This is a genomic window from Cytobacillus purgationiresistens (assembly GCF_030813235.1).
In the GTDB taxonomy this organism is placed as follows: Bacteria; Bacillota; Bacilli; order Bacillales; family Cytobacillaceae; genus Cytobacillus; species Cytobacillus purgationiresistens.
This window is the reverse complement of record NZ_JAUSUB010000016.1, coordinates 98,417-124,130: the sequence shown is the minus strand read 5'-3', so window position 1 is coordinate 124,130 and position 25,714 is coordinate 98,417. Positions and strand designations below refer to the sequence as shown.

Genomic DNA, 25,714 nt, shown 5'->3' with positions numbered 1-25,714 from the left:
TTTTTAGCTGGCCAGCTCAGGACACATTCATCTTACCAAGAGGTCTTTTTTCATTCAAATCGCATTTTCAGTTATTACAGGAATGCTGCCCCTTTAGTTACATAACAAAAGGACTCCACTTTTTCAAGGAAAGCCCCCGTTAGTACAATAAACCCCTACACTGCAAATTAATTTAATAATTATTAATAATCAGAATATTTTTCCGCTGTTAACCTCTTATCTTTCTTTTGAAATCGGTTGAAATAAGTCAAATGCGTTACCATACAAATCTTCGAAACCTACACCTTTTCCGCCTGGAACATTCTTCGGTTCCCCATGAAAGGTCACGCCACGGTCTTTCATTTCAAGATAGTCCTTTTCAATATCGTCACTTAAAAACATAATCAACACCTGATTTGCGGCTTGTCTACCAATAATCGCTTCTTGCCCCGGTGTGTCTGCTTTAACTAATTCTAGTCTCGTTTCATTTGCAGAACTCGGTGAAACGGTTAGATACTTCCATCCCGGAGAAAACTCTATTTCATCTCGAACGATGAACCCTAATTTTTTGGTATAAAATTGTTTTGCTGCTTCAAGATCCTTAACTAAAATAGAAACTTGCGATGCTTGTGTAATCATCTCAACATGTCCTCCTTTATCAATTATCTTACCGACTATTAGGCAATTAACACATTAACAGACATTTTATAAGCATTTTTTATTTTTTCTATGTTCTGTTCTAATGTTACAAATTCCAAAGTATCCCTCCTATACTTCTCTATTCGCTCATGTTGTTGTAGTATCCTTCTTCTACTAACCTGCCGCGTTTGTTCCATTAAAAATTTTGGTATACGTGTATCCAATTTAGGTTCTCTAATTGCAGTAGCAGGATTTATTTGAATGTGTAGTTCTCTTCTTGAGCCCATTTAAACAATGACTTTATAAATCTTATACGGTGACATAAACTAGATGCCTTCAGCACCTATGCCACTTTCCCTAAATATAGTTTTAGCGACTCGGTAGAAGTCTCTTTAATTGAGATATCTCCAAAGTAATTAATGAGTAGTGATAACTGAATATCATATGCTTTTAATGTTTGGCCATGTGTTTATCCGCTCTATATAATTGCCATGCCTTTGAGAAAATCATAATTATTCCCCCATACTAGATCCTTATATGGTTTAGTATAATCTTTTTCTCTGGTTTTTATACTAGATTAATAGTGAAACTTATTTAACGATAGCCCCCGTTAGTTGAAGAAAGTGTATTATAAATTCCCCAATAAGAAGAATCCATTTTAGATTTCCAAAATGGATTCATATCGAAAAAGTTATGCGGTTATTCCTTACTTTTGTTCAGTAAATATAGACTCATTAATAGCATAATGATTCCAATCCCTAAGAAATAGAGTGGCATCGCTAGTAGTGTACCGTTATGGAAAACACTCATACCGTAGATTGTGGCACTGACGAGCATATAATACCCTAAACTAAATACGGCACCTGCGGAACCGATAGCATCTTGAAAGTCAACGAGAGCTAGACTTAAACAGTTTGGTAAAGCAGTACCTGTTCCAAACAATATAATGAACACATTAACAATCATGATTGGCATTTGTATTGAAGAAGGTAAGTAATGTACCGATGTAGCCAACAATATTCCAGTAAGCATAATACCTAATCCAAATACGATTACCCTCTCAGGTTTCATACGATTAACAAGTTGTTTAGATAACATCGCACCTGCAATTGAAGCAAGGGCAACGATAATACCTAAAAGCCCATACGTCGCACTTGTTAGTGAAAAATATTGTGTGAAAATATATGGTGCTTCACTATAATAACTAAACAGTATACCATTGATACCGCCAATCAAAATGCCATATAACCATAGACGAAGATTTGTAATTATTCTCTTAATTAATGGTAGCAGAGGTTTTTGTTCTATTATTGTCGGTTTTGTCTCGGGTAAGCGCAAAAATGCATAGCAGAATATAACAATGCTCATAGCAACTAACACTGCAAATACGTACCTGAAACCCAAGTGATGTTCGGTAAAGCCACCTATTAATGGACCAATGGCAGGTGTAAAGGCAAGGGCAGCAGAAAGTTGAGCAAATAATTTATGCCGTTTAACTCCATGAAAGCTTTCACGCAAAATCGTTTGTGTCACTATAGAACCAACGCTTGCACCAAATGCTTGAATAAAACGACCAATTAATAAAACCGTCAAATCACTTGCTATTAAACAAAATATGCTACCAAAAAAGTAAAAAAGTAACCCATAAAGCATTGACTTACGACGACCAACTCTATCAGATAAACGTCCAAAGAAAAATACTCCCAAAGCAAAAGCAATGAAATAAATACTCATTGTAAGCTGGGCATTACTCATAGAAGTTTCAAATGCTTCAGCAATAGATGGTAATGAAGGGCTAAAAATCGTTTCACTAATTTGTGGAAAGCCTATTAATCCAATTATTAATAAACTAGGTGTTTTGTTTTCGATGTTTTTCTTCAAGAAAATCCTCTCCTAGATAATTATAGGTTTGAGAGAAAAACATCGTAGCTTGGGAAAAGGCGGTTTCACGAGTTTAATTTTTTCTAAATCACTCATGAATTCACATCCCTTCAATGTAGTACACTGAAAATCATACTATCTTTTTAGTACATATTAAAGTTCAACTAACCTGCCCTATAGTGACATAGGGAAGAAGCTCTCCTTTATTTTAGGAAAGCCTTCGTTTGTTTAAGTACATTTCATCACAAAGATGAACTACTTCCATCTAAAACCATAACCAAATTTATTTCATATTAACAGAAAACCACCACACAATAAGGATGATACTCACTATCCCCCAAATTGTGGTTCCCACTATCCACCAAACTATCGATTTAGTTGAACTTTTCTTATTTTCCATATTTCTTATTATAAAAGCGAGCTTACTTTCCATATTTTTTTTCATAGAAACGAGAATAACAAATCCGATTATGATGAAACCGACAGTAAACAAAAGTAATAAATCCACTTTTTATCCCCCTTTTTTGAGAATTAGTTTACTAACCTGCCGTTTTTGCTACATAAATGAAAGCTGTCATCAGACAACCTAATCCTCATAAAATTCAAACAAACAAATCATCCATAAGAAAAGGATAATACCGGTTGATCAAGTATTGCCCCAGTTAGTCAAATAAGTAATGCCTCTTTTGTTACTGAATACAAAGTTAGGTGGTAGTTTCAATTTTCAACTCTACTGCCCTGTTTGTGACATAAGAAAAGCGATTCTTCGTTATGAAGAAACGCCCCCGTTAGTTTACGAGTAATTCTTCACAAATACATAAAATAAATATACATTCTTAGAATGAGCTGAGAATAAAAGAACTAACTAGTCTCGTTTGATTGAAATATTTCTTCCTTGTTTTCCATAATTCTAGCTACTTTCATTTTGGCTCTAGGAACACTATCTTGCTGATAATAATCAAATAAAATTGGTTCTACTTCATTTTTCTCTGTTCCAAGTATCTTAGGAGAAAATTGTTGAACAACGGGATCTCCGCCTCTAATAAAACAGTTTGCCATTGTATCAAGAGCAATTAAACTTAACGGTCTACCTTTGATTAACCACATTTTCATTCTATCCCAGGTAGGAAAGCATAAAGCTGCCAACCTCCCCCAATTCTCATTATATATAGTACAATTAGCTTCCATCCATTCGAGTATGATTTCTGATCTGAACCGATAAAGACTACCGAAAGCTACAATAGGCAATTCTTTTTCTTTTATAGATTCCAATTTATTAAATACATTATTTAAGCCCTCTTCAATTGGAATACTACTAGAAGTTGCCCAAGATATTGGGTACAGCAATTCCTTATCATAGTTATCCCAAAGGTCTCTAACCCAGCTTGATGCTGAAGTCCCTAATACATCAGTCACGATTTCTAACATTCGAGTTTTTATTTCGTAATTCTCTGATTCGTTAAATCTAGATTTTACAGATTTTAAAATCGTAAGGTTATCGTACTCTTTAAATGCTTTTACTACATCATCTTCAAGAAACCATCTGGTTATAGAAAAATCTATTAAAAGCTCTAAGTTATTTTTAATATCATCCAATGTTGGTGCTTTATCTTTATCAGTTACAATTACATCTTCTTCTGGTTGGCTAGCTTCTCCATCTTCATCATAAAAATCATCGTGTAGTAAAAACCTATTGGTAGAATGTACAACCGATAAGTTATACCATTCGAGAGGCTTTAAGGATCGCTTTAATAACCTATCGTGACATTGAAGGCACAATTTGTAAGGCTGATTATTATCATCAGAAGTTTCTTCAACTATAATCCCACTTGCTTTACAAGCTTCACACAAGTCCACTACTATCATTTGAATCACTCCATAATCCTAAACCCCATTAATAAGAACAAAAGTTTAAGTTAAGTATTTCTGCAAACCTATAAGCCAGCCCTTTGTTGGCCTTAGTAAAATTGTACTTATATGCCTTTTTTGTATAGTGAATATGAATACATAAATGGTAATCCAACAAGAACGGCTACTAATAGAAGAGTTATTGGTAGCCAGTTTATATTCAAAAATCCTCCAATAACCATACATACTCCACCAAATACCCACAAAAAACCTGCCATACGATGTGTCCTATTCCAATTTTCTTTACTATGAAGTGTCCAAGGCAATTTAATACCAACTGTATAACTTTGTTTGCTTTTAGGCAAATAATTTCCACACACAATGATAATTACACCTACCATCACAGGGACTAAAGTTTGAATTGGAATGTTATAACCAATAGCTTTAAATAAAGTTACTGGAATGATAATCACTGATGTTATAGGTAAGATCCATAATCCTAACTGCTTTAATACAGAAGATGCATTAGCATTTTTAGGGTCATTTTGTATCATAAAATATGAAAATATATTAATTCCTGCCATTAATAGAGGTAATCCCCAAACAGCAATTGCTTTTGGAGCAAAATTATCAGGAGTTCCAGCAGAATCCCAATGAATGGCTATTTGATCTGGCAACTTATTATATAGAACAAATGCAAGTACAATAGGTAGCAAACAAATCAAAGTAGTAATAATTAACGTCCTATCAATTTTTCTTGTCATTTTCTTTTCCTCCAAACTGTGAGAACCACAGCATTACTTCTTCAAATACTGAAATGTTAATTTCGTAATAAATGAAGTTCTTATACTTAGTCTCAAAAATTAATCCTGCTTTTTTTAATTGTGACAAATGGTAAGAAATTGTAGCGCCTGTCATATCAAATCGCTTTCCGATTTCTCCTGCTGACATTTTCCCATCTTTTAGCATTACTAAAATCTCTCGTCGCACAGGGTCCGAAAGTGCTTTAAATGTTTCTGGAAACCCCACCATAACACCTCTCACTTTTACTATTTAGAAATATCTCTAAATAGAATTATATAATATTTTCCGTAAAAAGTCATTATCTATTTAGAAAAAAATCAAAATAGATAATGACTTAAAATTAATAATTCTTATAACTATTTATATCGCTAATAATGCCTTTTGTGCTAACATGCCCTATAGTCCTATAAAAAAAGGTTGCCGCAGCAACCGATTATCGTTTTTCACACAAAAAAGCTACAACTGAATTTCAGCTGTAGCTGCTCATTTATTTTTAAAGATTTTCTTTATAGAAAGCTTCCAATTTTTCAACATCCACAGATAACTAAAAGCATTAATTTGATAACATAAATTGGATATTGAAATCTTCTCCACTATATTGCCACTTCAGTTAGATAAGAACCATACTATGATTAATAATACAGACCAAGGCCATTGCCTATGAAATTATTTTTTATTGTAGAATTGAAGAATAGGTCTTGGCAGTCTTAGAGCATTGCATTCGTAATAAAAAAAAATCAGTTTCATTATGTTGGAAAGGGAATCGATAACGATGTATGAAGACTTTTACATAAAGCAAGGAGGAATGTATCTGCAAAGCATGATGGCTTTCGTTTGTCAGTAAGGAAAAAAGTTATCTGGTGATTTATAATTTGATGACCGTGTCAAACAAATGCTTCTTGGAGTTTTCCATTAGTCGAATTATTATACTGTTAATCATATGCGAAGTTAAGATAAGCACTTATGCTTCTATCCGTTTAACTTTCTTCCACTGTGAAAAAATTTCGAATAATGAAATCATTAATACTATCCATAAAAATCCATTATCGAATGAAATACCAGAAGACGATTGACCTCCTAAAATAGTAAACAATCCCATCAAAAATAAGATATAAATTGTCGATAAAATTTCCCATTTTAGTATCTCCTTATTGTTTGTATCTCTGTATTTTTTAAACAGAAGACTAAACAAGAATAGTCCTAAAATAAGTGCAACTAGAACACCTTTGGGAATGGAATTAGCAAGTAGGGTATTAGGGAAGTAGTCATAAAGGAACAAAAGCGTGAAAGCCAAGATAACAATGAAGTCCAATGGCTTTAGAAATTTAATAAGATTCCCCCCTTTTTTTCTTAATCATACCCTAACTAATATCAACAAAGTTTACGGAAGCAGCCAATAGCTAACAGTCCAAATACTAACAAAGAAAGCACTATAAAAGGTCCCTTTTTACACAATCAACCACATTTTAGACTTTAAAAAAATAATAAAGATAAACGAGTTTTTTACAAATAATAGTCTTGCTAAACTACGAATAAAAAAGGCTGCCGCAACCCATTATTTAATAGAATCTCCCTATAGCTTAAATACATAATATCTCAAATTAGGACTGCAAAGCCCTTATTCATTAATAACAATGTTCAATTATTATTTTCTTTAAACGATCTTTGTTTTCAGATGAAACATTTTCAGATAACCTTGCTCCAGCAATAATGGGAGCCCATTGAAAAACTTCATCTTGTGAAAGTCCAGATTTTTTGCAATAGGTACATAAATACATTTTAGCTAACTCTAGTGATAATTGTGAAATCAATAAATATGTTCGATATACATCTGCTCGAATATCACCTGCACTAGAATCAACCCAATCAATAATTGTTACTTTGTCATTACTCAATATTAAATTATAGGGATGAAAATCTCCGTGGCAAAGCCTTGATTCAAATTGGATTGAATCCAATCTTCTTAATAATATATTCTTTTGTAATTCATTTAGATTTTTTCCTGATTTAATTTGACGCTGCAATTTTTCTGACATTGGTTCCAGTAAATCTGATTCAACAGCTACATTATGTATTTTCATTTGCACATTAACACAAACATTCAGATAATGCTCAGCTAATTCCATATTATTTATTAAGAGATTCCCTACCGTCTGGCCTTTTATATATTCCATTAAAATTGCTTGTCTTCCATTAATTTCTGTAACCTCATATATTTTCGGAACATCCAGTCCACATAAATAAGCGAACTCCTGTTTCTTTGCCTCATACAAGGATTCTGTATGTGGTAAATGTTCTTTAAACATTTTTACAATTTTATTATCAATTCGATATAGCTCTGCTGTATTACCATTTGCAATTGGATTCCCTAGATTCACTTTTTTATCTCCCTGAATTTAATAATAACTATACTAATAAAATTCGGTGAAATATTATGATATCCTTCTTCCAAAACCTGCCCCGTTTGTTGCATTAGAAAAAAGCTCTTCAAATCATTAACGATTGAAAAAAATTAAACCAATTAAGTTCGCAAATATTGGCTCTTTTCCAAGTACCTTTGCCCAAACTGATAGTTGACCTATATAATATACTTCGTGAACAGACAGGTGTAAAAGAATTTCGATATAATGATGAGATACCTTTTCTCCTTTTTTTTAATTGCATTCAATAACTCACTGTCCTGTTTAGAATAATAATTGTTTAAAAACTTCAAAGAGTATTCTTTTTTGTATGAATATTCAAAAAATATTTTAACTAATAAATTCTACTTTCCGATTGCGCTAACATATCCCGTTTGTAAATAAGAAAATACTGCCTTATTGACAACCTAGATCTTCTGCTAATACTTTCGTTTTTAACGGCAATCATTAACAGAGCGTAATATCAATCATATATATTGCTTTTATCTTAATCTCTGCCTTCTCATCCACTGTGTTGCAACCCATTTTTCCCCTGTTATTACTGGTGCTCCACCGTGTAAAGTTTGCTCGTTTAAGTCTGTATCGTTATAGAAGTATTCGAAGTAAAGCGCCATACCCTTACGCGGGGATACTGAAAAATTCAGTTTAGGAAAAAAAGTTTCTCCACCTTGCTCTACATCATTTAAGTAGATTACGATTGTGCTAATTCTATTATTGAGACTTGCTCTATTTGTCGATGAAAAAAAATCATAATGCGCTTTATACTCTTGACCAGGAGTATATTTGAGTATTTGGATACCGTCGCCATGTTCCATTGGAATATTCATAATAGCTGATATTCTTTTTTCAATTTTGATAATAGTATCATTTTCACTCTCTTGGAAAAACATCCCATCACTTGTTCTTATCTGATTAACTTCGCGTTTGGCTCCAACTTTTGAACGGTTCATTTTATCTTTTGACAACATAATTAGCTCGTCACATTCTTCATCGCTCAATACGTCACCTAAAATTACTATTAGCGGTTCTTCTAGCCTGGCAATTACGTTAATCTCTCTATCTTCTGTTTTGATTTTATTCCCAATGTGATGGAAAATAGTTTCTTCCTTCATTTTAGCGTCCTGTGTCACCTTTCATCAGCTCCTATTTAATTTTCACTCATGTAAAAGCGTTGAAAGTATTGAACAAGCCTCGAAGACTTGATTTCCCATAGTATAGTTTAAGTAATAATGGGTTATTAAACACATTGTTTATTTCTTTTTGTGTAATTTCATCGGAATCTCTTTATATTTTCTGTGCTGACTTTGAGTTGCAAAAATATCTACTATTAAAACAGTATTCTTAAATCGAATAAAACCTTATTATTCACCTGCTCCAGAACCTATATTTCCAGTATAAAGTATTTTGATGTTGTAGAATATATTTTCAATTATAAATCATCTCCTATTGGGAACTAATTAACGTTATGAATAAATATTCCACTACTATATTATGCATACCCTCTTATTGAACTATCCTTCCTCTAAACAAGACTGATCAACTAAAATATCTCTTTAGTACAATAAATAATTATAATTGACATAAATTTTTTATTTCCTACCTTTATTATTATTTTTCTCATTGTTTTGATGGTATATCTTTAGGAGAGTAGAATTAATATTAAACAAACTTAACGAAATAAATCCTAACATAACAAAAGTAATAATTTCCCCCGTGAATATTGATACAACTCCCAAGATTAATGCATAAACAATATACAACCAATTACTCATTACCCATATTCTCCTCTTTTATTACTTTAGCCACACTCCCAATTATAAGCTGAATCAATATTAGATTAGCAGCTATCGCTGTAATTTTATCAATTTCAATTCAGACATATTCGAATACCTTTATATCCAAAGAATCAATCATGCCTATTTCTTCATTTAAGTCCCAAAGCTTTATACACGATATTTCCCCATTTACTCTAAATGGTTGAAGTTTATCAATTAGTGAGAAGTAAACTGGATTAAATTTAATGGTCCCATTCACTAAGTTTTTGACTTTCAATCATCCCTTAAATTCTAAATCTCTCACATTTTGTCCAGTTTCTTCGTTAAGTTCTCTAATTGCACATTCCCAACTTACATTTATTAATTATTCCCTTACCAATGATCTGTGTGGTTGATATTAGGTGGATTATGTTTTTGTGTTTCATCTTTTATTGCTTCTTGCCCTTCTTTTGCCTTCTTATCAGTTACTAATTTATAACGGTCGGTTTTTTTATCAATAAAATAACCAAATAACAAAAACGACACGACTAAAAGCAAGACAAATCCCCAAAACCAAAACATTAACATTCCCTCCTTTATTATTAAATGTATTCTACAACCTTTCAGTAGTTTCCTTTATGCAACTAAATAGCAATATTATTTTTTAAACAAGTCAAATATGCATTTTTATCTTTCGTAATAAAAGTACAACTACTACAATTACCCACAGTAAAAATAATAAAGCAATATATGGATAAGATGAGTGGTTAAAAGCAAAGAGTGCTTTTTCAATTTCTGAAGGAATATTATTGTACTCAATCGCATAACTACCTACAATGCCGCTAAATATATAGCATACTATAAAGCCAAAAAAACATATAACAAGTTGGAAATAATAAACACCATATTTCACGCCAACACCTCCAAATACGATTAGTGTAAATTTACACTTTGTGAATTTGGAAGTAAATATGTAAATAGCCTGATTTTTTGTTTTTTTTCAAATTTCATTTTACCTACTTGTTCAACAAAGCTACTCATTCGATCCTTCGTATTGAAGAAACGCCCCTTTTCTTTAAGTACAATCCTTCACAATCTTTTAATTCACGCTTTCATAGTATAATCTAGGTCCAATTCATTTTGTATTTTCAATGTCAGTTAATTTTTCTTATCCATTTTTTGCAGAAGGGATATTATCTGTTTGTGCTGCTCAACTTGAATTTCACTATTTATTTTAATTTGGCGAACCCACCTTAAAACAAATGCCAATATGAATAACGGCAAAAGAGTTATTAATGCCGGAATTATGTCAATCATTTATCTTACCTCCAATTTTTTTATATCAATTTTACTATTTATTACTTAAAGAAAAAGAGCTTCCTTTCTTTAAGTAAAGCCCCCGTTAGTTTAAGAACATAGTTTGTAGTCGCAGTTATGCTAATAGTTTTTAATCCATCTTTTCTGCCTCTGGGTAGTACAAGCGGAGCTTTCACCACACGCAATAAAGAAATGTCAAGATTACAATAATTTCTTTAAGTTTATTACTTTAAACACGTATGCCCTGTCCTGTTTTTCGATGGGGTAACAAAAAATTGTTGAAAATGAATGTATAAAGCATACATGACTTAAATTTTTCACTTTTTCGTTTAATTTTTAAGCCCTTGTTTGGGGGTATTAAAAAATATTAACTTGTTGGCAATGGGGAGTTGAATTCATGATGATCACCTAGTCATATTTTATTCAATCTGCTTAATGAGGGAGAGGTTACAATCTATAACCGGAAAATTCGTTAATATAGGGACTCGTCCAATCAGAATGATATTTTCATCATAGAATAGTTACTGATTAAGAAATGAAAGGAGTGTATTTTAAATGCTTTGTCAAAAAAACAAAAAAAAACCCACTTTTGAAATGAAATGTGATCAGAAAGAAGGTAGGCATGTAAGCGAGAAATCTTCTTGTTGCCCAGAAAAACACAATCATGATTGCTCTTCGGATCCCTGTACATTTACAGGATTAAAGCATCATCTTTCAAAACATATTGGATCTTTAGTAGAAGTTGAAACCCCCGCAGGTATAGTAACGGGTGTATTATCTGTAGTAAGAGAAGACTATGCGGTCGTAACAGTAGGTACGACAATATGTTTCATGCATTTTCAAAATATTTTAGCAGTAACAATCTTAAGTTAAGGGGGATAATTATGGGTAAAAACACATTTGCACCTACACTATCTCAGCATTTAAATTCGTTAATTGGTGAAACTATCGACGTATATTCATATTCTTCATTTACAAGTGGTGTTTTAACAAAAGTTGAGAGCGATGTAATAGTAGTAACAGAAATGATTACTGGCTATATTACAGATACGAATGAAGTAATTATACCAATGAATATGATTTGCTATGTTGAATTAGATAAATAAGCCACCTGAATCACCCTTTGGATAAGGGTGATTTCTTATTTATTAACATTTAAAGTAATTTATACTTAAGAAGAACTCCTGAATCCCATAAGCTAAGAACCCCTGCTGTTCCTGGAAAATCCATTTGAGGTCCGATTTCTTCACCATTTACCTCGTCAGACATTGAAATAGGAAAATGTTGAGGACCTTTTTTTATTACACCTTTGCAGTCATACGCAGCACTTAGTAATCCATCACCATCAGTACCAAAAACTGAAGTAACTGAAGATTCACATACCTTTGAATTAGAAGGTAAAGTTTACACTCTAACTTTAGTAACTGAAGCAGACACACAAACTGCTTATATCAAGCACGAAAATGGCGAAGTAGAATCTGTTTCATACAATCAATCAAAAGATGAACTACGTTTTAATAGTGAGTTAGCGGATGCCGACCTTTTTGTAGAAATGAAGGAAGCTGCTAACGAGCTAGGAGGTTCTGACACAGAATATAGTTCTGATGAAGAGCTAAGTCCTCAGTTTGAAACGTTCAGTAATTATAATTGGAGACATGTAAAATCTTATAAAAATAGTTTTAATGTAAAACTATTTACAGTATTAGCTATTACTGGGATAATCTTAATGTTACCAACTGGTACAGGTGCTCTCATGGGTGTTATATTAACTGCAAAAGTTATATCAGTACTTGCTGCTGCTATTTTTTCAGCTTCCCAACAAAGTAAATATTACTATACTTTTGATACATATTATAGTCCCCTAAATGGTTACTATAATAACAAATTTGTTATGAGAGTCTATAAAGATAGCAAAAGAACAAAACTAATTAAATCGGTTTCTCACATTACTCGTTTGGGTAATATACTATGCTGATTTTAAAAGCTTACAATTAAAGTTTGCATTTATTGAATTAAAAGGTTTTATTAATTAATGTAAGTTACCTCACAAGTTTTTCCTTTCACATCTCCCCGTGATTACTAACTTGATTAATCCAACCTTTTTAGTTTCGACATTTTATTTTCCTCCAAAACAGAGAAAGGCAGCCAACCCCGGCTGTCTTTTTCAATTACATCTGGAAAGAAGGTTAAAATATGAAAAAGAAAAAGAAAAAGAGAACAATCGGTGAAATTACAAATACTAGAATGCAATGAGCTTCTAATCCTTCTACGCGTGTTGCTAAAAATAAAAAAGGTAAAGGTTCATATAAAAGAAACAAGAGCATTCCTGTTGAATAGGATGCTCTTTCCTTTATTTATATGCTGTTAAGTTTATTAACAAATAATTATGATATAATGGACATATAATATCAAAGACAGGATGCGTGAACACCCTGTCTAGTAACTTTTCGCCCAGGCGGGAGGTTACCTATTTGTTTCGTTTTTTGTTGGAAACCACCCGAGACTGGGGAGTCTTTTTACGGGTGGTTTTCTTTTTGGATTTTTTACGAGGTATCTTGCTGAATAAAAAGGATTTTAATAATCAAGGTTGGGAGACTTTTAGGCAAGCTATAAATTTTTTAGCTATTTTCTTATTATTAACAACAACTTATAGCAAAGAAAACACAACAAACCTCTTTGGGCCTCAGGGGAAGGACTCTGTCGGAAGTCACCTATTCATTCTTTCCTCACTCTAAAATGGGCGTCTTCCGCCTGCTAAGCTTATCAACTTAATAAAAAATAAAAAGAATAAGCTCTGTAAAATTTATTCACAGAGCTTTCCTACTTATAGTATTCTTACCAAATCTTTTTTTACACTCAGCGAAACATCTTCACTTAAATGTCCTATATGTTCCTCATCAGAAATATTAACAACCATCTCTTGAGACTCTGATTCAAGAACAACCAATTTTTTTGATCCAACAAAATGAACATTTTTTATTTTTGCTTCTAAACAAATTCCATTTTGCTGTACGCGATTTTTAGTAGTTATTTTAAAATGTTCAGGTCTTATTACAAGTTTCTTTTCTGAATTTATCAGTTGTGGAAACTCTTTTAATAGGATATCCTTATTCAATCCTTGTAATGAATCTACATCAATAAGATTAGTTTCACCGATAAAATCGGCAACAAATAGTGTATTTGGATTACTATAGATTTGCTGTGGTGTATCAATTTGTTCAATTCTTCCTTGGTTCATGACAGCAATTCTATCTGACATGATTAATGCTTCCTCTTGGTCATGAGTGACATAAATGAAAGTGATTTCAAATTGCTCGTGAAGTTTTTTTAATTCGAATTGCATCTTCTTTCTTAACTTCAAATCCAATGCCCCTAGAGGTTCATCAAGAAGTAATACTCTTGGCTTGTTAACCAGAGCCCTTGCTAATGCAACCCGTTGCTGTTGTCCTCCTGATAATTGCCTTGGATATTTCTCTCTATGCTGCTGCAATCCCATAACTTCAATCATTTCATCAGTTTCACTTTTTATCTGTGACTTCGGTATTTTCTTTTGTTTTAAACCAAAAGCAATATTTTCATATATGCTTAAGTGAGGAAATAATGCATAGTTTTGAAAGACCGTATTAACTGGGCGATGATTCGGTGGTAAATTCCCTGCTTCTTTATCGTCGATCTTTATACTTCCTTGACTTGGTAGTTCGAAACCGCCAATCATTCTAAGAGTAGTGGTTTTCCCGCACCCACTTGGCCCAAGAAGAGAGATAAATTCCCCCTCCCTTATACTCAGTGAAATATTATCTACCGCAGTTGCCTGGCCATATTTTTTCGTAACGCCATTAAATTCAATGATGCAACTCTTATCATCGGTTTCTTTTAAAATATTTTCTTCTATGGATTGAACAACTGACAAGAATGATACCCCCTTAACCTCCAATTATTTCTCTATTCCAAAGATTGTTCCACTCTTCTCTATGTTCATTAATAAGATTATAATCTGGCATGTTCAAATCCTGAATAGATCCATCTTTCCCGAATGGCATTCTTTCCAGTATTTTTTCATCTAAATCAACATCTTTATGAATTGGTGCTAAATACAAATCATTAGCAATTCCTTCCTGTGCACTTTTAGAAGTAGCATAGTTTAAAAATGAATAAACCTGTTCTACTTTCTCAGTCCCTTTCACAACATGCCAGAAGCTACCTGCACCTAATACTCCTTCTTCTGGTATGACAAACTCAAGAGGAAGACCTTGCTCTTTCATGACATATGTTGGACCTCCGTAGTGCGCCCCAACCGAAGCTTCCCCGCTTTGATATAAATTAGTAGCCGCACCAGAGCCATCAAAGTACGCAACTACATCTAATTCCTTCATTTTATCGAGGCCTTTGTCTACTGCTCCCTTTGCATTCCCTTCAATCTCAGATATTTTCATTAACAAAGGAAGGCCCCCTGTAGTTGCTGGGGTAGGTACAGTTAGTTTTCCTTTATATTCATCATTCCAAAAATCCTTCCAAGATTGTGGTGGATTTTTTATAACGTCTTTGTTATAAACTATCCCTAATCCCCAATATCCAAGTGCTACACCATATGCTTTTTCTTCGCTACCATTAAATGCTTCTGGCAATAAAGAATTGTTTTCTTTAAGTTTACTTTTATCGATAGTTTCAACAACGGACTCGTCGTTTGATAATTCAGAAATACCAGAATCCATTAAAGCTATATCAATAGTTGGAGAGCTTTTTTCCTGTAATAGACGTGAAAATGTTGTAGTTGAATTCCCTTCAATGATGTTTACCTTTATACCCGTTTCTTGTTCAAATGGCTGAATGATATGTTTTTTTATCGCTCCCCCCCAATCACCACCAAAAATAGCAATTGATATTTCATCGTTTTTTACATCTGTTTTAGCTCCTGACGCCTCATTATTGGGTTGAATAGGCTTTCCGCATCCGCTAAGTACAATTAAAACAGCCGTAAACAAGATTAAATAAACATGTATCTTCTTCATAGAACCTCCCCTAGTTCCAGGTTTATTTTGAAGCAATATTCTCAATTCCTACCAACATATCAATAATAAGAATTAAGATAAATGCTATGTAAATCGTTATAGCTGAAACAGCAGCAATCATTGGATCAATACTATACTGAACATAATTAAACATTTTCACCGGAAGTGCCATCTGGTCAGCAGAAGTTAGGAAAATTGTCACTTCTACATTTATCCATGAAACTGCAAATGAAAACAACGTTGCTGCGACAATACTTGATTTCATTAGAGGTAAAGTTACAAAGAAAAAAGTTTTCCATTGCCCTGCGCCTAAATCTCTTCCTGCTTCTTCGATATATGGGCTTATACCTATAAAACTGTTTACACATGTTCTAACTACATACGGCAACGTAATAATGATATGAGCCACCACCAAAGCTAAAAAACTCTGTGGACTATTCGTAAAGTAGTAAAAAAACTGCAACAGCGCCAACCCTAAAAATATTTGAGGAAGCAAAAGGGGAGATGAAATAAGATTCATCACAAAGCCCTTGCCTTTGAAATTATTCCTTGCCAAGGCATATGAAGCTGGAATACCAATTAATATTGCACATATGGTAGCAACCCCAGATAATTTGAAACTGTAGAGAAAGGAATCAATGTATGATGCATCCTCAAACACCTTCTGATACCATTTCAGTGTAAATCCTTCTCCAGGAAAACTTAAATAATTCAGTTCTGTAAATGAAACATTAATAAGTACTAGTAAAGGGAAGGCAAGAAATAAAAGTAGGAAACTACCTATTGTCCACATAGCCACTTTAGAGATCAACGTCTTCCCTCCTCAACCCAATCAGATCTTAATAAATAATGATTTAACCCAATTATTAAAAAGCTAAATATCAAGACGGCAAACGCAACCGCTGAACCGAACTGATAATTAAACACTTGCATCATCTGTTCATAGATTACTGTAGCAATCAACTGAACCTTTCCTCCAGATAGCATGGCAGGCGTTACATAAGCACTTATAGCTAAAGAAAAAACCATCACACTTCCAGCCAAAATACCCGGTACTGTTAGAGGGAGCGTAACCTTTAGGAAAGTTTGAAAAGGACCTAACCCTAAATCGGAAGCTGCTTCTTCTAATCTGCTGTCTATATTCTCCAGGACTGTTGTAATTGATAAAATCATAAATGGAGCTAAAATATATACTAAACCTATTATGATTCCAGTTTCAGTATACAGAAGCTTTATGGGCTCTGAAATGATACCTAACGCTAATAATGTATTGTTAATGAATCCGTTGTTCCCCAAAATAACCATCCATCCAAATGACCTTACGACTGCACTTGTAAATAATGGTGATATGATTACAATATAGGCAACCCTCTTAAGTTTTTTACTCTTAATATACCTTGTTGTGAAATATGCAATAAAATAACCAATCAACAAGGTGATGAACGTTGCCAATAAAGAGATTTTTATGGATTTCCATGTAATGGATAAATAATGAGAATCTTTAAAATATTGAAGATAATGATGAAATGTTATACTTCCAGTTTCATCCATAATTGAATTATTAAGAACAACAATTAAGGGAAGAACGAAAAAACCTAGTAGTATCAAGACGGAAGGAGCCAATAAAAGAAGGACAGTTTTTTTGGACATGATTAGCCTCCTTTACTCTATTTTTTTGAGTAAATTAAAAACAGTCTCGATAATAAGTTCCACTTTGTCATACTCAATCTTTTCCATAGTATCTGTCGGACGATGATAGTCTGGTAACCTCCAAAACATAAGCAGAGCTGTTGGTATCCCTTCTAAATGGAACATCCATTCATCCGCACCAGCTTTAGGTGTATCAATGTCAATTTCGAAGTCCTCTCTATCGTAAGCACCAGCTTCTCTAAAACTTTCTTCTACCTTTTGACGGAGTTCCTCCGGACCAACCCAAGACCATACTTTATCACCTGCACTAATTTGGTCTAAGTTGATTACTGTTATGATTCCATCAAGTGTTCCTTTCTCTTTCAGATCGTTCACATAATAATCAGCACCTATGAAACCAACTTCTTCATTGGAAAATGCAATGACATCAATATCAAAAGGGAAATCATGATTAATGCTACTTAACCTTCTAGCTACTTCAACGATTCCAGCAATACCTGATCCGTTATCATAAGCACCAGGCGTATTTAATGTAGTGTCTGAGTGAGCACAAACAATCACTTTTTTCCTATTTTCAGTATTTGTTGATTTATAAGGATGACTAATGATATTTGCCGATTTACACTCCTTGATTTCTCCTTCTACTTTTACGAACACCTCAATTTTCTTGCCTTCTTTTAATAGCTCCTGAACATGAAGATGATCTTCATAACTCATTACCACAGCAGGAATTGGGAATTTTGCTCTTGGATTTAATAGTGCAATTGGATCACCCCCACTATTGACAACAACTTGAGCTAATATATCCCCTTCATCTCCTAAGACATTGTAACAAGGCATATCATAAACACCCGGAATCAAGCCCTTGACCCCGTGATATGTAAGTTTTCCTTTAATTCCTGAATTTGGAGTAGACCCAGAGAATAGTAGATAGGCTGTTTTTAATACTTTGGAAATTGGTGAAATAATTTCCAGTTCGGGTGTACCCTTAGGCTCCCAGCCTACATATGGATATACTTGCTTTTCTGTTTCTATCCCTAACTCGCTAAGTCTCTGGTGAATATACTCTGTACCCTTCCACTCTCCTTCAGTTCCCGCAAACCTTTGCCCTACCTCTTCACTTAACACTCGGATTGTTTCTTTAATTTCCTCACGGATATTTGTTGTATCAGTTTTAATCATTAGATTTCCCCTATTCTATAGTTTTATATTTTTCTTGGTCTAAAGGTGAATTATCTTCTAATACCACTTTTGCATAATCTGATATTCCACTTAAATGTTTGATAAAGACCTCTTCAACTCTCTCTTCATCACGACTACATAATGCCTCATAGATTTCAAAGTGCTCTTTAATCGATCTTTCCACCAGATGGGGTCTACTTAAAAATGAAAACCTAAAATGAACTATATAATCATGGAGATTTTCTAGAATGTTAACTAGCCTATTTAAACCTGAAGATTTTATGATTTCAGCATGAAACAAATCATGTATCTTCATCAAATCATCAATTTTACCAAGTTGAAAGAAGACTTGAGACTGCTCTAAATAGTTTTTTAATTTTAATAGTTGTTCATCAGTGATTTTACTTGCTGCAACCTTTGCCGCTTTAGGCTCTAGTAATGAACGAATGAGGATAATTTCATTGATGGCTTCGAAGGTAATACCTTTGACAAGGCAGTGTTTTCTGGGGAGTATTTCTACTAAACCTTCTTGTTCTAATCGTTGAATAGCTTCTCTGACAGGAGTTCTACTAACTCCTAAGTGATTAGCTAACTCCATTTCAACCAATCGCTCCCCGTTCTTTAACTCACCATTGATAATTTTAATTCTGAGCTGATCGAAAACCTCTGAAGCAATTGAAACAGATTTTATTTTATTTAGCTTCATCGCATTGTTATACCCTCCTATTATTTTTGAATTAACTATTCCCTATATTGTATACAATACACAATATTCTAAACATTGTAAATATTAATAAAGGTAATTTGGGAATTTTTTTATTTGTTCTTTTTTATAGAGGTGCTCACTAAGTCTAATGAGGAATAAAAAACTTTTTTAAAGTTATTCATTCTGGTGTTATTTTTTTCTCAAGAAAGGTTCATTGAAGGAAGAGCAAAGCAAGTGCTGTACGTGGTGGTAACCTTTTATATTACAATTAATACCCTATGCTATTTTTAAAAGCTTATAATTAAAGTTTGCATTTATTAAATCAAAAGGTTTTAATAATAACCTCACAAGTTGAGAACAATCGGTGAAATGACAAATAGTAGAATACAATGTGTGTCGTTACCAATGGGGACTAAAGAAAATGGTCCCGGTACAATACCGGGACCACCTATTAGCTGTTTAGGCACTTTCTTATACTGTCCGAAGATTGGGGCATAGTTCACGTTAAGGGATTTGGCTTTTATATTGGTTAGTTTTTATTTAAAGGTCTTAGTGAATTAGCAGATAATCTATTTGAATCAAATTTATATTCTCCTAGAAAATTAATATGTTCCCACCCTAAAGGAGAAGTATGTGGAAGCAATTCTTCCCTTAGGTTATTATTTTTCTTAAATTCCTTTGTCACTTCACTTAAATATACAGTATTCCATACGCTTATTGCATTGATTAATATATTTAATGCGCTAGCTCTTTGTAGCTGATCTTGTATGCCTCGCTCTCTGAATTCACCACGTTTACCAAAAAATAAAGCTCTAGCCAATCCATTCATGGCTTCTCCTTTATTTAGCCCACGATGTAAAATAAGTTATTCATTAGGGGGATCATCACTATGATTAATTCCATTGGCGAATATTGAAGCTCAAATTTTAATTGATGCATTAAGGGGTACAGACAGGGCATCGCCAAGATTTTGACAATTACCAACGTTTTGTTCCAAAATGACCTGCAATTTTAAGTACTTTTATTGAATTCATGATGATCACCTAGTCATATTTTACTCAATTCTGCTTAATGAGGGAGAGGTTACAATCTATAACCGGAAAATTCGTTAATATAGGGACTCGTCCAATCAGAATGATATTTTCATCATAGAATAATTACTGATTAGTTACTGATTAAGAAATGAAAGGAGTGTATTTTAAATGCTTTGTCAAAAAAACAAAAAAAAACCCACTTTTGAAATGAAATGTGATCAGAAAGAAGGTAGGCATGTAAGCGAGAAATCTTCTTGTTGCCCAGAAAAACACAATCATGATTGCTCTTCGGATCCCTGTACATTTACAGGATTAAAGCATCATCTTTCAAAACATATTGGATCTTTAGTAGAAGTTGAAACCCCCGCAGGTATAGTAACGGGTGTATTATCTGTAGTAAGAGAAGACTATGCGGTCGTAACAGTAGGTACGACAATATGCTTCATGCATTTTCAAAATATTTTAGCAGTAACAATCTTAAGTTAAGGGGGGTTAATTATGGGAAAAAACACATTTGCACCTACACTATCTCAGCATTTAAATTCGTTAATTGGTGAAACTATCGACGTATATTCATATTCTTCATTTACAAGTGGTGTTTTAACAAAAGTTGAGAGCGATGTAATAGTAGTAACAGAAATGATTACTGGCTATATTACAGATACGAATGAAGTAATTATACCAATGAATATGATTTGCTATGTTGAATTAGATAAATAAGCCACCTGAATCACCCTTTGGATAAGGGTGATTTCTTATTTATTAACTTTAATGTAATCTGAAGAGAATATGTGTTGAAAGAATAAAAGCGAATAGTTTGGTTTTCTGTAAGGTACGAATATAAATCTTCACAATCGGTCTTCGGCACTCAAGTCGAAACGGTTGGTGATGAGTTGTAGTTCATTTCTTTTTGAATCGATGATAAGTGAAGCTGTTTTTTGATTGTTTGACAGACGAGACTTTTTCCTATCTAGACTGCGTAAAAAAGCGGTCATTCACGAACCAGAAGACTTCGAACCACCAGAAAACGTTCGTGATCCCATTAGCAACGGTCAAAAACACTCTAACATTGATAGCTCCATTTATCATCAGGGGTCTTTTATTTTTATTAAACAAAACTGCCACATTTGTAGAATAAAAAAAAGAAAAATACCTGTTAAAGCATTGCCCTTATCTCCTAGATGAGAATCAGCTCGTTAAGATAATTTATTTTTATATTCCATAAAAAACGTAACTGTAGTCATTGAAATGATAAAGACAAATTCCTTGTCTTAGTAATTTAATAACATTTAAAGCTTATGCTGTATTCTCATATTTTTACTCCATCTTTTAAAGGGAGTGTTTAAGGGGATTGTAATATTCTTCGAGCCAATCCTTCTTTGGTAAAACAAATGAGTAAAGGAACTTGTAATCAAAACCAGTTATTTGATTAACTACATTAGAAATATTTCCCATTTATAGATATCCATGATTCCAATAACCTTTACTTGATTCTGAAGGGTTTTCATGCAACCAAGATACCTCACTACATACTAGATAACCTCCTTGATTACCTTGCTTATTTTGCAGGGCATGAGACCACTTCTAACTTAATTGCCACTGGTACGATGATGTTTATTTGAGCATCCAGAACAGTTAGAAAAGATTAAAGCTGATCTTAGTTTAGTTCCATCAACTGTAGAAGACTATTACGCTTCAATGGTCCTTCAACGAGTGCTGGACCACACTTTGCAAAAGAAGATATCCTTGTCGGTGGAAAGCAAATCAAAAAGGAAGATTTAGTTCTTGTGATGGTAAAAGAAGCAAATTGAGATGAGAAGGTTTTTACTGATCCAGAAGATCTAGATAATTTTGCGCAAAATAGATCGTCATCTCGCCTTCGGTCATGGTCTCCACATGTGCCTAGGTTCTCCACTTGCGCGTGTAGAAGGAGACATTGCATTTACCACCCTTTTAAAATGGATGCCAAACTTAAGGATAAATATTCATGAAGAGAATGGCAGTTTTCACTTTCATCCAAGGGGCTTGATTCACTCCCTGTTGCTTTTTTGTATCTTTCCAAATCAAAAAGCCCAAACCACTGATTAAATTAATCAAGGTTTGGGCTTTTTAATTTCAACAGATAATTATTTAGATATTAAACTGAAAAAAAGTTACTATAATACCTTCTTCCACTATTCTGCCACTTTTGTTCCATAAAAAAAGGACAATGCCTTTGCTTAAGTATTGCCTCCATAGTCTTAATAAAAATCACAGTACACAATCCAATCCTGTTTTTCTTGATTGTAGAAAAAATAGAAACTACCACTCTCTACTATGTTGAATTGAGCTTTTTCATCAGAACTTATTTGAAATACAAATGGGTAATCTTCTCCAAAATAGACTCCACTTTGGGTAAAAGAAGGATACCCCCCTACTTTATGAGTGGAATATATTTTTTCTACAATATCTTCGTAATATTCCATACCTTCCTCTGATTCAAGCCGTGATATTTCATCTTCAATTTCGGGGGCAATGCTGTTAGAATCTTCCCAAGCAGGAGTATCATTATCAATAAATAAAGGAGTTAATGGAAAAGGTATTATCTTCGTTGATTGTTCATTTATCTTATGTAATTCATCTATATTCGTATAACAAATTATCTTAAAAAATGAAACTAAATTATCCATATTTAGATTATTAAATACATCGAAATCCATATAAATTGTTAATAGTTGATAGCTTATTAATTCTTTTGGTACATAGGGTAATTTGTTTATAAATATTGTACAGATAGGGTCAAAATTGGATGGTATAGTTTCTCCCTCCGTTCCCCATAAAACCTTACCAATCCAACTTTTTCCTAATTCTTCTGTTGGTTGTAAACCACCTGTTTGAAAGATTGTGGCTTGTTTAAATAATGCATCTTTAACTTGAGTAATATTCAATGAATTCCTCTCCATTATATGTTTTAGATCTCATTATAGATAAATATCCTAGTACAAATTCAAAAGAACTTTTTAACTGTCATTTCGATATGGAAACCATCTTTATGAAAATCCTTTTTCAACTAAGATGCCCCTTTAGCTCCATAATAAAAGGGCATTCCTTCTTATAGCGAAGTAATGCCCAATCAAGTTGAAATAAATCCTTGCCCCTATTCTTTATTATCGTTAAATATAGATGACGCTCGCCTGTATTTGTTACCGGTGCTGGCTTTCAGTTTTAAAAATGTGCGGTTATTACATGTAATTAAATAAGTTCTTTTTCGGCTTCTTTTGTATAGTGATTCACTTGATCGAGTTTACCGTTTTTGAGTTTTACTGCCCATTCTGAATCAGCGAGTAACGCTCGGCCGACTGCAACATAGTCAAATTCTCCTGCTTTGATTTTTTCATCTATAATTTTAAGATTTTCTTCTATCGTTACATTTTCATTATCCTGATTGCTTAGAAAAGCGCGATTAATTCCGACGGAACCGACCGCTATCGTTGGTTTTTTAGTAATCCGTTTCGTCCAGCCTGCCAAGCTTAACGATGGATCTTCATCTATAAATTCCGGCTCCCATATTCGCCTTGTGGAGCAGTGGAAAATATCTACGCCAGCTTCAACCAATGGAGTGAGAAATTGTTCAAGCTCTTTAGAGTTCTTGGCTAATTTAGCATTATAATCGGTCGATTTCCATTGTGAATAACGAAAGACAATTGGAAAATCATGACCGACTGCTTTCCGGCATGCACGAACAATATCTGCCGCAAATTTCGTTCGCTCGCTTCGATCCCCGCCATACTCGTCAGTACGCTTGTTCGTTACCTCCCACAAAAATTGATCAATTAAGTATCCGTGCGCTCCATGCAGTTCAATTCCGTCAAAGCCGATGCGTTTCGCATTCGCTGCAGCTTCGGCATATGCATCAATCATTTCAGTGACTTCTTTTTTTGTTAAAGCTTTAATTTTCTCGTTTTTTCGGCCTCTTAATGTCATTCCAGATGGACTCACAGGAGGTGAGTCAACATTTGGAGCACTGCCTACTCTTCGTGCTGCTCCTACATGCCATAATTGTGGAATGATTTTGCCACCTGCTTGGTGGACTTCAGAGACAACTTTTGACCAACCATTTAGAGCGTCCTCACCATAAAAACGGGGAATATCGGCGCCCGCTACTGCAGCTGGATGGTTAATCGCTGTCCCTTCTGTTACGATGAGTGCGACTCCATTTTCTGCACGGTTGCGGTAATATTGAGCAACATTTTCTCCTGGGACACCCTCTGGCGAAAAGCCTCTTGTCATTGGTGCCATTACTAACCGACTTGCTAACATCTCATTTCCAAATGATACAGATTGTAACAAAGTATGGCCAACATATTTCTTTCGTTCCATGGTGAACACTTCCTTCCATTTAATCCGTTTTATCGAACTTACTTTATTCTACAACCTCACTATACAGAGTTAAACTGATAAGTCCTGTGATATTACTGAATAATAAAAAAATCTTGGCACTCCAGAGATACCCCATACATTTCGGAGCTTTTGTAAGCTAAGCGAATTTCAACCAAAAAAGTCGAATTCCTGTATGCTTAGGAAACGACATTTTTGGTTGGCTTGTTCAAAGAAAGCCCCCGTAAGTTGAACAACAATATATCTTTGATCCTTATAATAGCTTTGTAATTATTTGATTACGTTTGAGCAATAGACAAGAAGTCTAGTCATTCTGATGCTTTACAACTTTCCAGTCTTTTGGTCTTATGTTTTCTCTGATCCATTGCTCGGGAGGTGCATTATAGGGGGGAGATGCCACTAAGTATTCATTCTGCCAAGTAGCAGTAGCAGGATAAGTATCATTTACTTTTCAACGCGACTTCTTGCATTATCAATAGCAACTAGAGGATTATCTATTTGAGGTCCATGACCAGAGTATGCTTTTTCTATTTTAAAATTAGATAAATTATCTAAACTTTGTAATGACATTTGAATAGAGGTGGTGCCTTCTCGAAGAATGTTGAACCAACCGATATCATTATGATGAAAAAGATCGCGACAAATTAAAACTCTTTCTTCAGGACAATATAAAGAAACATGTCCTAATGTATGTCCTGGTGTATGTAATACTTTAAGTTTTCTACTACCCGTCTCGATCTCATCTTCCTCAGAAAGTCGAATATTAACTATGGTTCTACAGGTTGATCTAACCACTCTGCACTACAGGATTCATACCTACATAAATTAATAAGGTCTGCATCCCATTTATGAGCCGCAATCTTAGTTTTATATATTTATCTTGAAAGTGATGATTTCCACCTACATGGTCACTATGATAGTGTGTATTTATTATCAAATGTAAATTCTCTGGGGATATTCCAGCTTCAGTTAATAAACTTTCGGTCTCTAGTGCATCACTTCCAAAAACCAGTATCTATAAGGATGGGAAATTGATCATCAACAAGAACCATATTGGCACTAGGAAATTTTCTTTCCAAAAACATTATTTGAGAATTTATCACTACGTGATCCT

At 33.8% G+C, this 25,714-nt stretch carries 29 protein-coding genes and 2 pseudogenes; 8 read left to right on the top strand and 23 right to left on the bottom strand.

The window, feature by feature from the left end:
• Positions 1 to 216: 216 nt before the first annotated feature.
• From J2S17_RS17570 to J2S17_RS17515, 12 genes are all read right to left on the bottom strand, one after another.
• Positions 217 to 618 (bottom strand): VOC family protein, encoded by a 402-nt coding sequence (locus tag J2S17_RS17570; protein WP_307477073.1) that lies wholly within the window; start codon positions 616 to 618, stop codon positions 217 to 219.
• Positions 619 to 656: 38 nt separating this feature from the next.
• Positions 657 to 905, bottom strand: a complete 249-nt coding sequence (locus J2S17_RS17565; protein WP_307477072.1) for a hypothetical protein — start codon at positions 903 to 905, stop codon at positions 657 to 659.
• Positions 906 to 1,317: 412 nt separating this feature from the next.
• The gene (locus J2S17_RS17560) at positions 1,318 to 2,499 is read right to left on the bottom strand and encodes a multidrug effflux MFS transporter (RefSeq protein ID WP_307477071.1); all 1,182 of its coding nucleotides are present in this window, start codon (positions 2,497 to 2,499) and stop codon (positions 1,318 to 1,320) included.
• A gap of 283 nt (positions 2,500 to 2,782) precedes the next feature.
• Entirely contained in the window at positions 2,783 to 3,007 is a 225-nt protein-coding gene (locus J2S17_RS17555; protein ID WP_307477070.1) for a hypothetical protein, read from the bottom strand.
• 353 nt (positions 3,008 to 3,360) lie between these two features.
• Positions 3,361 to 4,365, bottom strand: a complete 1,005-nt coding sequence (locus J2S17_RS17550; RefSeq protein WP_307477069.1) for a hypothetical protein — start codon at positions 4,363 to 4,365, stop codon at positions 3,361 to 3,363.
• Between the two features lie 107 nt (positions 4,366 to 4,472).
• Positions 4,473 to 5,111, bottom strand: a complete 639-nt coding sequence (locus tag J2S17_RS17545; protein WP_307477068.1) for an SdpI family protein — start codon at positions 5,109 to 5,111, stop codon at positions 4,473 to 4,475.
• Positions 5,095 to 5,376 carry an autorepressor SdpR family transcription factor gene (locus J2S17_RS17540; protein ID WP_307477067.1) on the bottom strand — a complete coding sequence of 94 codons (282 nt, stop codon included), beginning with the start codon at positions 5,374 to 5,376 and terminating at the stop codon, positions 5,095 to 5,097. Before J2S17_RS17540 ends, J2S17_RS17545 begins: the two co-directional genes overlap by 17 nt.
• 1,400 nt (positions 5,377 to 6,776) lie before the next feature.
• Positions 6,777 to 7,529: a phosphotransferase family protein gene (locus J2S17_RS17535; RefSeq protein ID WP_307477066.1), complete on the bottom strand. Its 753-nt coding sequence runs from the start codon at positions 7,527 to 7,529 to the stop codon at positions 6,777 to 6,779.
• A gap of 524 nt (positions 7,530 to 8,053) precedes the next feature.
• Positions 8,054 to 8,683 (bottom strand): 2OG-Fe(II) oxygenase, encoded by a 630-nt coding sequence (locus J2S17_RS17530; RefSeq protein WP_307477065.1) that lies wholly within the window; start codon positions 8,681 to 8,683, stop codon positions 8,054 to 8,056.
• Positions 8,684 to 9,718: 1,035 nt separating this feature from the next.
• A complete protein-coding gene (locus tag J2S17_RS17525; protein ID WP_307477064.1) occupies positions 9,719 to 9,907 on the bottom strand; it encodes a hypothetical protein in 189 nt (62 codons plus the stop codon).
• A gap of 91 nt (positions 9,908 to 9,998) precedes the next feature.
• On the bottom strand, positions 9,999 to 10,238 hold the full coding sequence (locus tag J2S17_RS17520; protein ID WP_307477063.1) for a hypothetical protein: 240 nt from the start codon (positions 10,236 to 10,238) through the stop codon (positions 9,999 to 10,001).
• 245 nt (positions 10,239 to 10,483) lie between these two features.
• Positions 10,484 to 10,642 (bottom strand): hypothetical protein, encoded by a 159-nt coding sequence (locus tag J2S17_RS17515; RefSeq protein ID WP_307477062.1) that lies wholly within the window; start codon positions 10,640 to 10,642, stop codon positions 10,484 to 10,486.
• Between the two features lie 555 nt (positions 10,643 to 11,197).
• On the opposite strand from J2S17_RS17515, the gene J2S17_RS17510 reads away from it, so the two are divergent.
• The 5 genes and pseudogenes from J2S17_RS17510 (at position 11,198) to J2S17_RS17495 (ending at position 13,377) form a co-directional block, all read left to right on the top strand.
• Positions 11,198 to 11,515 (top strand): DUF2642 domain-containing protein, encoded by a 318-nt coding sequence (locus J2S17_RS17510; RefSeq protein ID WP_307477054.1) that lies wholly within the window; start codon positions 11,198 to 11,200, stop codon positions 11,513 to 11,515.
• Between the two features lie 11 nt (positions 11,516 to 11,526).
• Positions 11,527 to 11,748, top strand: coding sequence for a hypothetical protein (locus J2S17_RS17505; RefSeq protein ID WP_307477053.1), 222 nt, complete (start codon positions 11,527 to 11,529; stop codon positions 11,746 to 11,748).
• 203 nt (positions 11,749 to 11,951) lie between these two features.
• The gene (locus tag J2S17_RS17500) at positions 11,952 to 12,617 is read left to right on the top strand and encodes a hypothetical protein (RefSeq protein ID WP_307477061.1); all 666 of its coding nucleotides are present in this window, start codon (positions 11,952 to 11,954) and stop codon (positions 12,615 to 12,617) included.
• Positions 12,618 to 12,910: 293 nt separating this feature from the next.
• A pseudogene (gene arfA / locus J2S17_RS28930) lies at positions 12,911 to 12,979 on the top strand (alternative ribosome rescue factor ArfA); the annotation flags it as partial.
• Between the two features lie 134 nt (positions 12,980 to 13,113).
• A complete protein-coding gene (locus J2S17_RS17495) occupies positions 13,114 to 13,377 on the top strand; it encodes a hypothetical protein (RefSeq protein ID WP_307477060.1) in 264 nt (87 codons plus the stop codon).
• A gap of 89 nt (positions 13,378 to 13,466) precedes the next feature.
• On the opposite strand, the gene J2S17_RS17490 is transcribed toward J2S17_RS17495, so the two are convergent.
• From J2S17_RS17490 to J2S17_RS17460, 7 genes and pseudogenes are all read right to left on the bottom strand, one after another.
• Complete coding sequence (locus J2S17_RS17490) at positions 13,467 to 14,552, bottom strand: ABC transporter ATP-binding protein (RefSeq protein WP_370875056.1); 1,086 nt, start codon at positions 14,550 to 14,552, stop codon at positions 13,467 to 13,469.
• Positions 14,553 to 14,565: 13 nt separating this feature from the next.
• Complete coding sequence (locus J2S17_RS17485; protein WP_307477059.1) at positions 14,566 to 15,651, bottom strand: ABC transporter substrate-binding protein; 1,086 nt, start codon at positions 15,649 to 15,651, stop codon at positions 14,566 to 14,568.
• Between the two features lie 22 nt (positions 15,652 to 15,673).
• A complete protein-coding gene (locus J2S17_RS17480; protein WP_307477058.1) occupies positions 15,674 to 16,462 on the bottom strand; it encodes an ABC transporter permease in 789 nt (262 codons plus the stop codon).
• Positions 16,459 to 17,301, bottom strand: coding sequence for an ABC transporter permease (locus J2S17_RS17475; RefSeq protein WP_307477057.1), 843 nt, complete (start codon positions 17,299 to 17,301; stop codon positions 16,459 to 16,461). Before J2S17_RS17475 ends, J2S17_RS17480 begins: the two co-directional genes overlap by 4 nt.
• A 12-nt stretch (positions 17,302 to 17,313) precedes the next feature.
• Positions 17,314 to 18,483, bottom strand: coding sequence for a M28 family metallopeptidase (locus J2S17_RS17470; protein ID WP_307477056.1), 1,170 nt, complete (start codon positions 18,481 to 18,483; stop codon positions 17,314 to 17,316).
• Positions 18,484 to 18,493: 10 nt separating this feature from the next.
• Positions 18,494 to 19,189: a GntR family transcriptional regulator gene (locus J2S17_RS17465; protein WP_307477055.1), complete on the bottom strand. Its 696-nt coding sequence runs from the start codon at positions 19,187 to 19,189 to the stop codon at positions 18,494 to 18,496.
• Positions 19,190 to 19,718: 529 nt separating this feature from the next.
• A pseudogene (locus J2S17_RS17460) lies at positions 19,719 to 20,048 on the bottom strand (Tn3 family transposase); the annotation flags it as partial.
• Positions 20,049 to 20,391: 343 nt separating this feature from the next.
• Between J2S17_RS17460 and J2S17_RS17455 the strand changes: the two are divergent.
• The 3 genes from J2S17_RS17455 (at position 20,392) to J2S17_RS28920 (ending at position 22,311) form a co-directional block, all read left to right on the top strand.
• Positions 20,392 to 20,709, top strand: coding sequence for a DUF2642 domain-containing protein (locus J2S17_RS17455; RefSeq protein WP_307477054.1), 318 nt, complete (start codon positions 20,392 to 20,394; stop codon positions 20,707 to 20,709).
• Between the two features lie 12 nt (positions 20,710 to 20,721).
• The gene (locus J2S17_RS17450) at positions 20,722 to 20,943 is read left to right on the top strand and encodes a hypothetical protein (RefSeq protein WP_307477053.1); all 222 of its coding nucleotides are present in this window, start codon (positions 20,722 to 20,724) and stop codon (positions 20,941 to 20,943) included.
• 1,176 nt (positions 20,944 to 22,119) lie between these two features.
• Positions 22,120 to 22,311, top strand: a complete 192-nt coding sequence (locus J2S17_RS28920) for a hypothetical protein (protein ID WP_370875058.1) — start codon at positions 22,120 to 22,122, stop codon at positions 22,309 to 22,311.
• 152 nt (positions 22,312 to 22,463) lie between these two features.
• Here J2S17_RS28920 and J2S17_RS17445 read toward each other — a convergent pair whose 3' ends face one another.
• From J2S17_RS17445 to J2S17_RS17430, 4 genes are all read right to left on the bottom strand, one after another.
• On the bottom strand, positions 22,464 to 23,150 hold the full coding sequence (locus tag J2S17_RS17445; protein WP_307477052.1) for a DUF1963 domain-containing protein: 687 nt from the start codon (positions 23,148 to 23,150) through the stop codon (positions 22,464 to 22,466).
• 304 nt (positions 23,151 to 23,454) lie between these two features.
• Positions 23,455 to 24,582 carry an NADH:flavin oxidoreductase gene (locus J2S17_RS17440; RefSeq protein WP_307477051.1) on the bottom strand — a complete coding sequence of 376 codons (1,128 nt, stop codon included), beginning with the start codon at positions 24,580 to 24,582 and terminating at the stop codon, positions 23,455 to 23,457.
• Positions 24,583 to 25,044: 462 nt separating this feature from the next.
• Complete coding sequence (locus J2S17_RS17435) at positions 25,045 to 25,395, bottom strand: MBL fold metallo-hydrolase (RefSeq protein WP_307477050.1); 351 nt, start codon at positions 25,393 to 25,395, stop codon at positions 25,045 to 25,047.
• Positions 25,388 to 25,537 (bottom strand): MBL fold metallo-hydrolase, encoded by a 150-nt coding sequence (locus J2S17_RS17430; RefSeq protein ID WP_307477049.1) that lies wholly within the window; start codon positions 25,535 to 25,537, stop codon positions 25,388 to 25,390. Before J2S17_RS17430 ends, J2S17_RS17435 begins: the two co-directional genes overlap by 8 nt.
• Positions 25,538 to 25,714 lie beyond the last annotated feature (177 nt).

Coding starts and splice junctions, on each gene's coding strand:
- J2S17_RS17545 (WP_307477068.1), bottom strand. CDS start 5,111: ATGACAAGAAAAATTGATAGGACGTTAATTATTACTACTTTGATTTGT.
- J2S17_RS17530 (WP_307477065.1), bottom strand. CDS start 8,683: ATGAAGGAAGAAACTATTTTCCATCACATTGGGAATAAAATCAAAACA.
- J2S17_RS17485 (WP_307477059.1), bottom strand. CDS start 15,651: ATGAAGAAGATACATGTTTATTTAATCTTGTTTACGGCTGTTTTAATT.
- J2S17_RS17440 (WP_307477051.1), bottom strand. CDS start 24,582: ATGGAACGAAAGAAATATGTTGGCCATACTTTGTTACAATCTGTATCA.
- J2S17_RS17565 (WP_307477072.1), bottom strand. CDS start 905: ATGGGCTCAAGAAGAGAACTACACATTCAAATAAATCCTGCTACTGCA.
- J2S17_RS17470 (WP_307477056.1), bottom strand. CDS start 18,483: ATGATTAAAACTGATACAACAAATATCCGTGAGGAAATTAAAGAAACA.
- J2S17_RS17550 (WP_307477069.1), bottom strand. CDS start 4,365: ATGATAGTAGTGGACTTGTGTGAAGCTTGTAAAGCAAGTGGGATTATA.
- J2S17_RS17455 (WP_307477054.1), top strand. CDS start 20,392: ATGCTTTGTCAAAAAAACAAAAAAAAACCCACTTTTGAAATGAAATGT.
- J2S17_RS17505 (WP_307477053.1), top strand. CDS start 11,527: ATGGGTAAAAACACATTTGCACCTACACTATCTCAGCATTTAAATTCG.
- J2S17_RS17570 (WP_307477073.1), bottom strand. CDS start 618: ATGATTACACAAGCATCGCAAGTTTCTATTTTAGTTAAGGATCTTGAA.
- J2S17_RS17525 (WP_307477064.1), bottom strand. CDS start 9,907: ATGTTTTGGTTTTGGGGATTTGTCTTGCTTTTAGTCGTGTCGTTTTTG.
- J2S17_RS17450 (WP_307477053.1), top strand. CDS start 20,722: ATGGGAAAAAACACATTTGCACCTACACTATCTCAGCATTTAAATTCG.
- J2S17_RS17475 (WP_307477057.1), bottom strand. CDS start 17,301: ATGTCCAAAAAAACTGTCCTTCTTTTATTGGCTCCTTCCGTCTTGATA.
- J2S17_RS17515 (WP_307477062.1), bottom strand. CDS start 10,642: ATGATTGACATAATTCCGGCATTAATAACTCTTTTGCCGTTATTCATA.
- J2S17_RS17510 (WP_307477054.1), top strand. CDS start 11,198: ATGCTTTGTCAAAAAAACAAAAAAAAACCCACTTTTGAAATGAAATGT.
- J2S17_RS17465 (WP_307477055.1), bottom strand. CDS start 19,189: ATGAAGCTAAATAAAATAAAATCTGTTTCAATTGCTTCAGAGGTTTTC.
- J2S17_RS28920 (WP_370875058.1), top strand. CDS start 22,120: ATGTGCCTAGGTTCTCCACTTGCGCGTGTAGAAGGAGACATTGCATTT.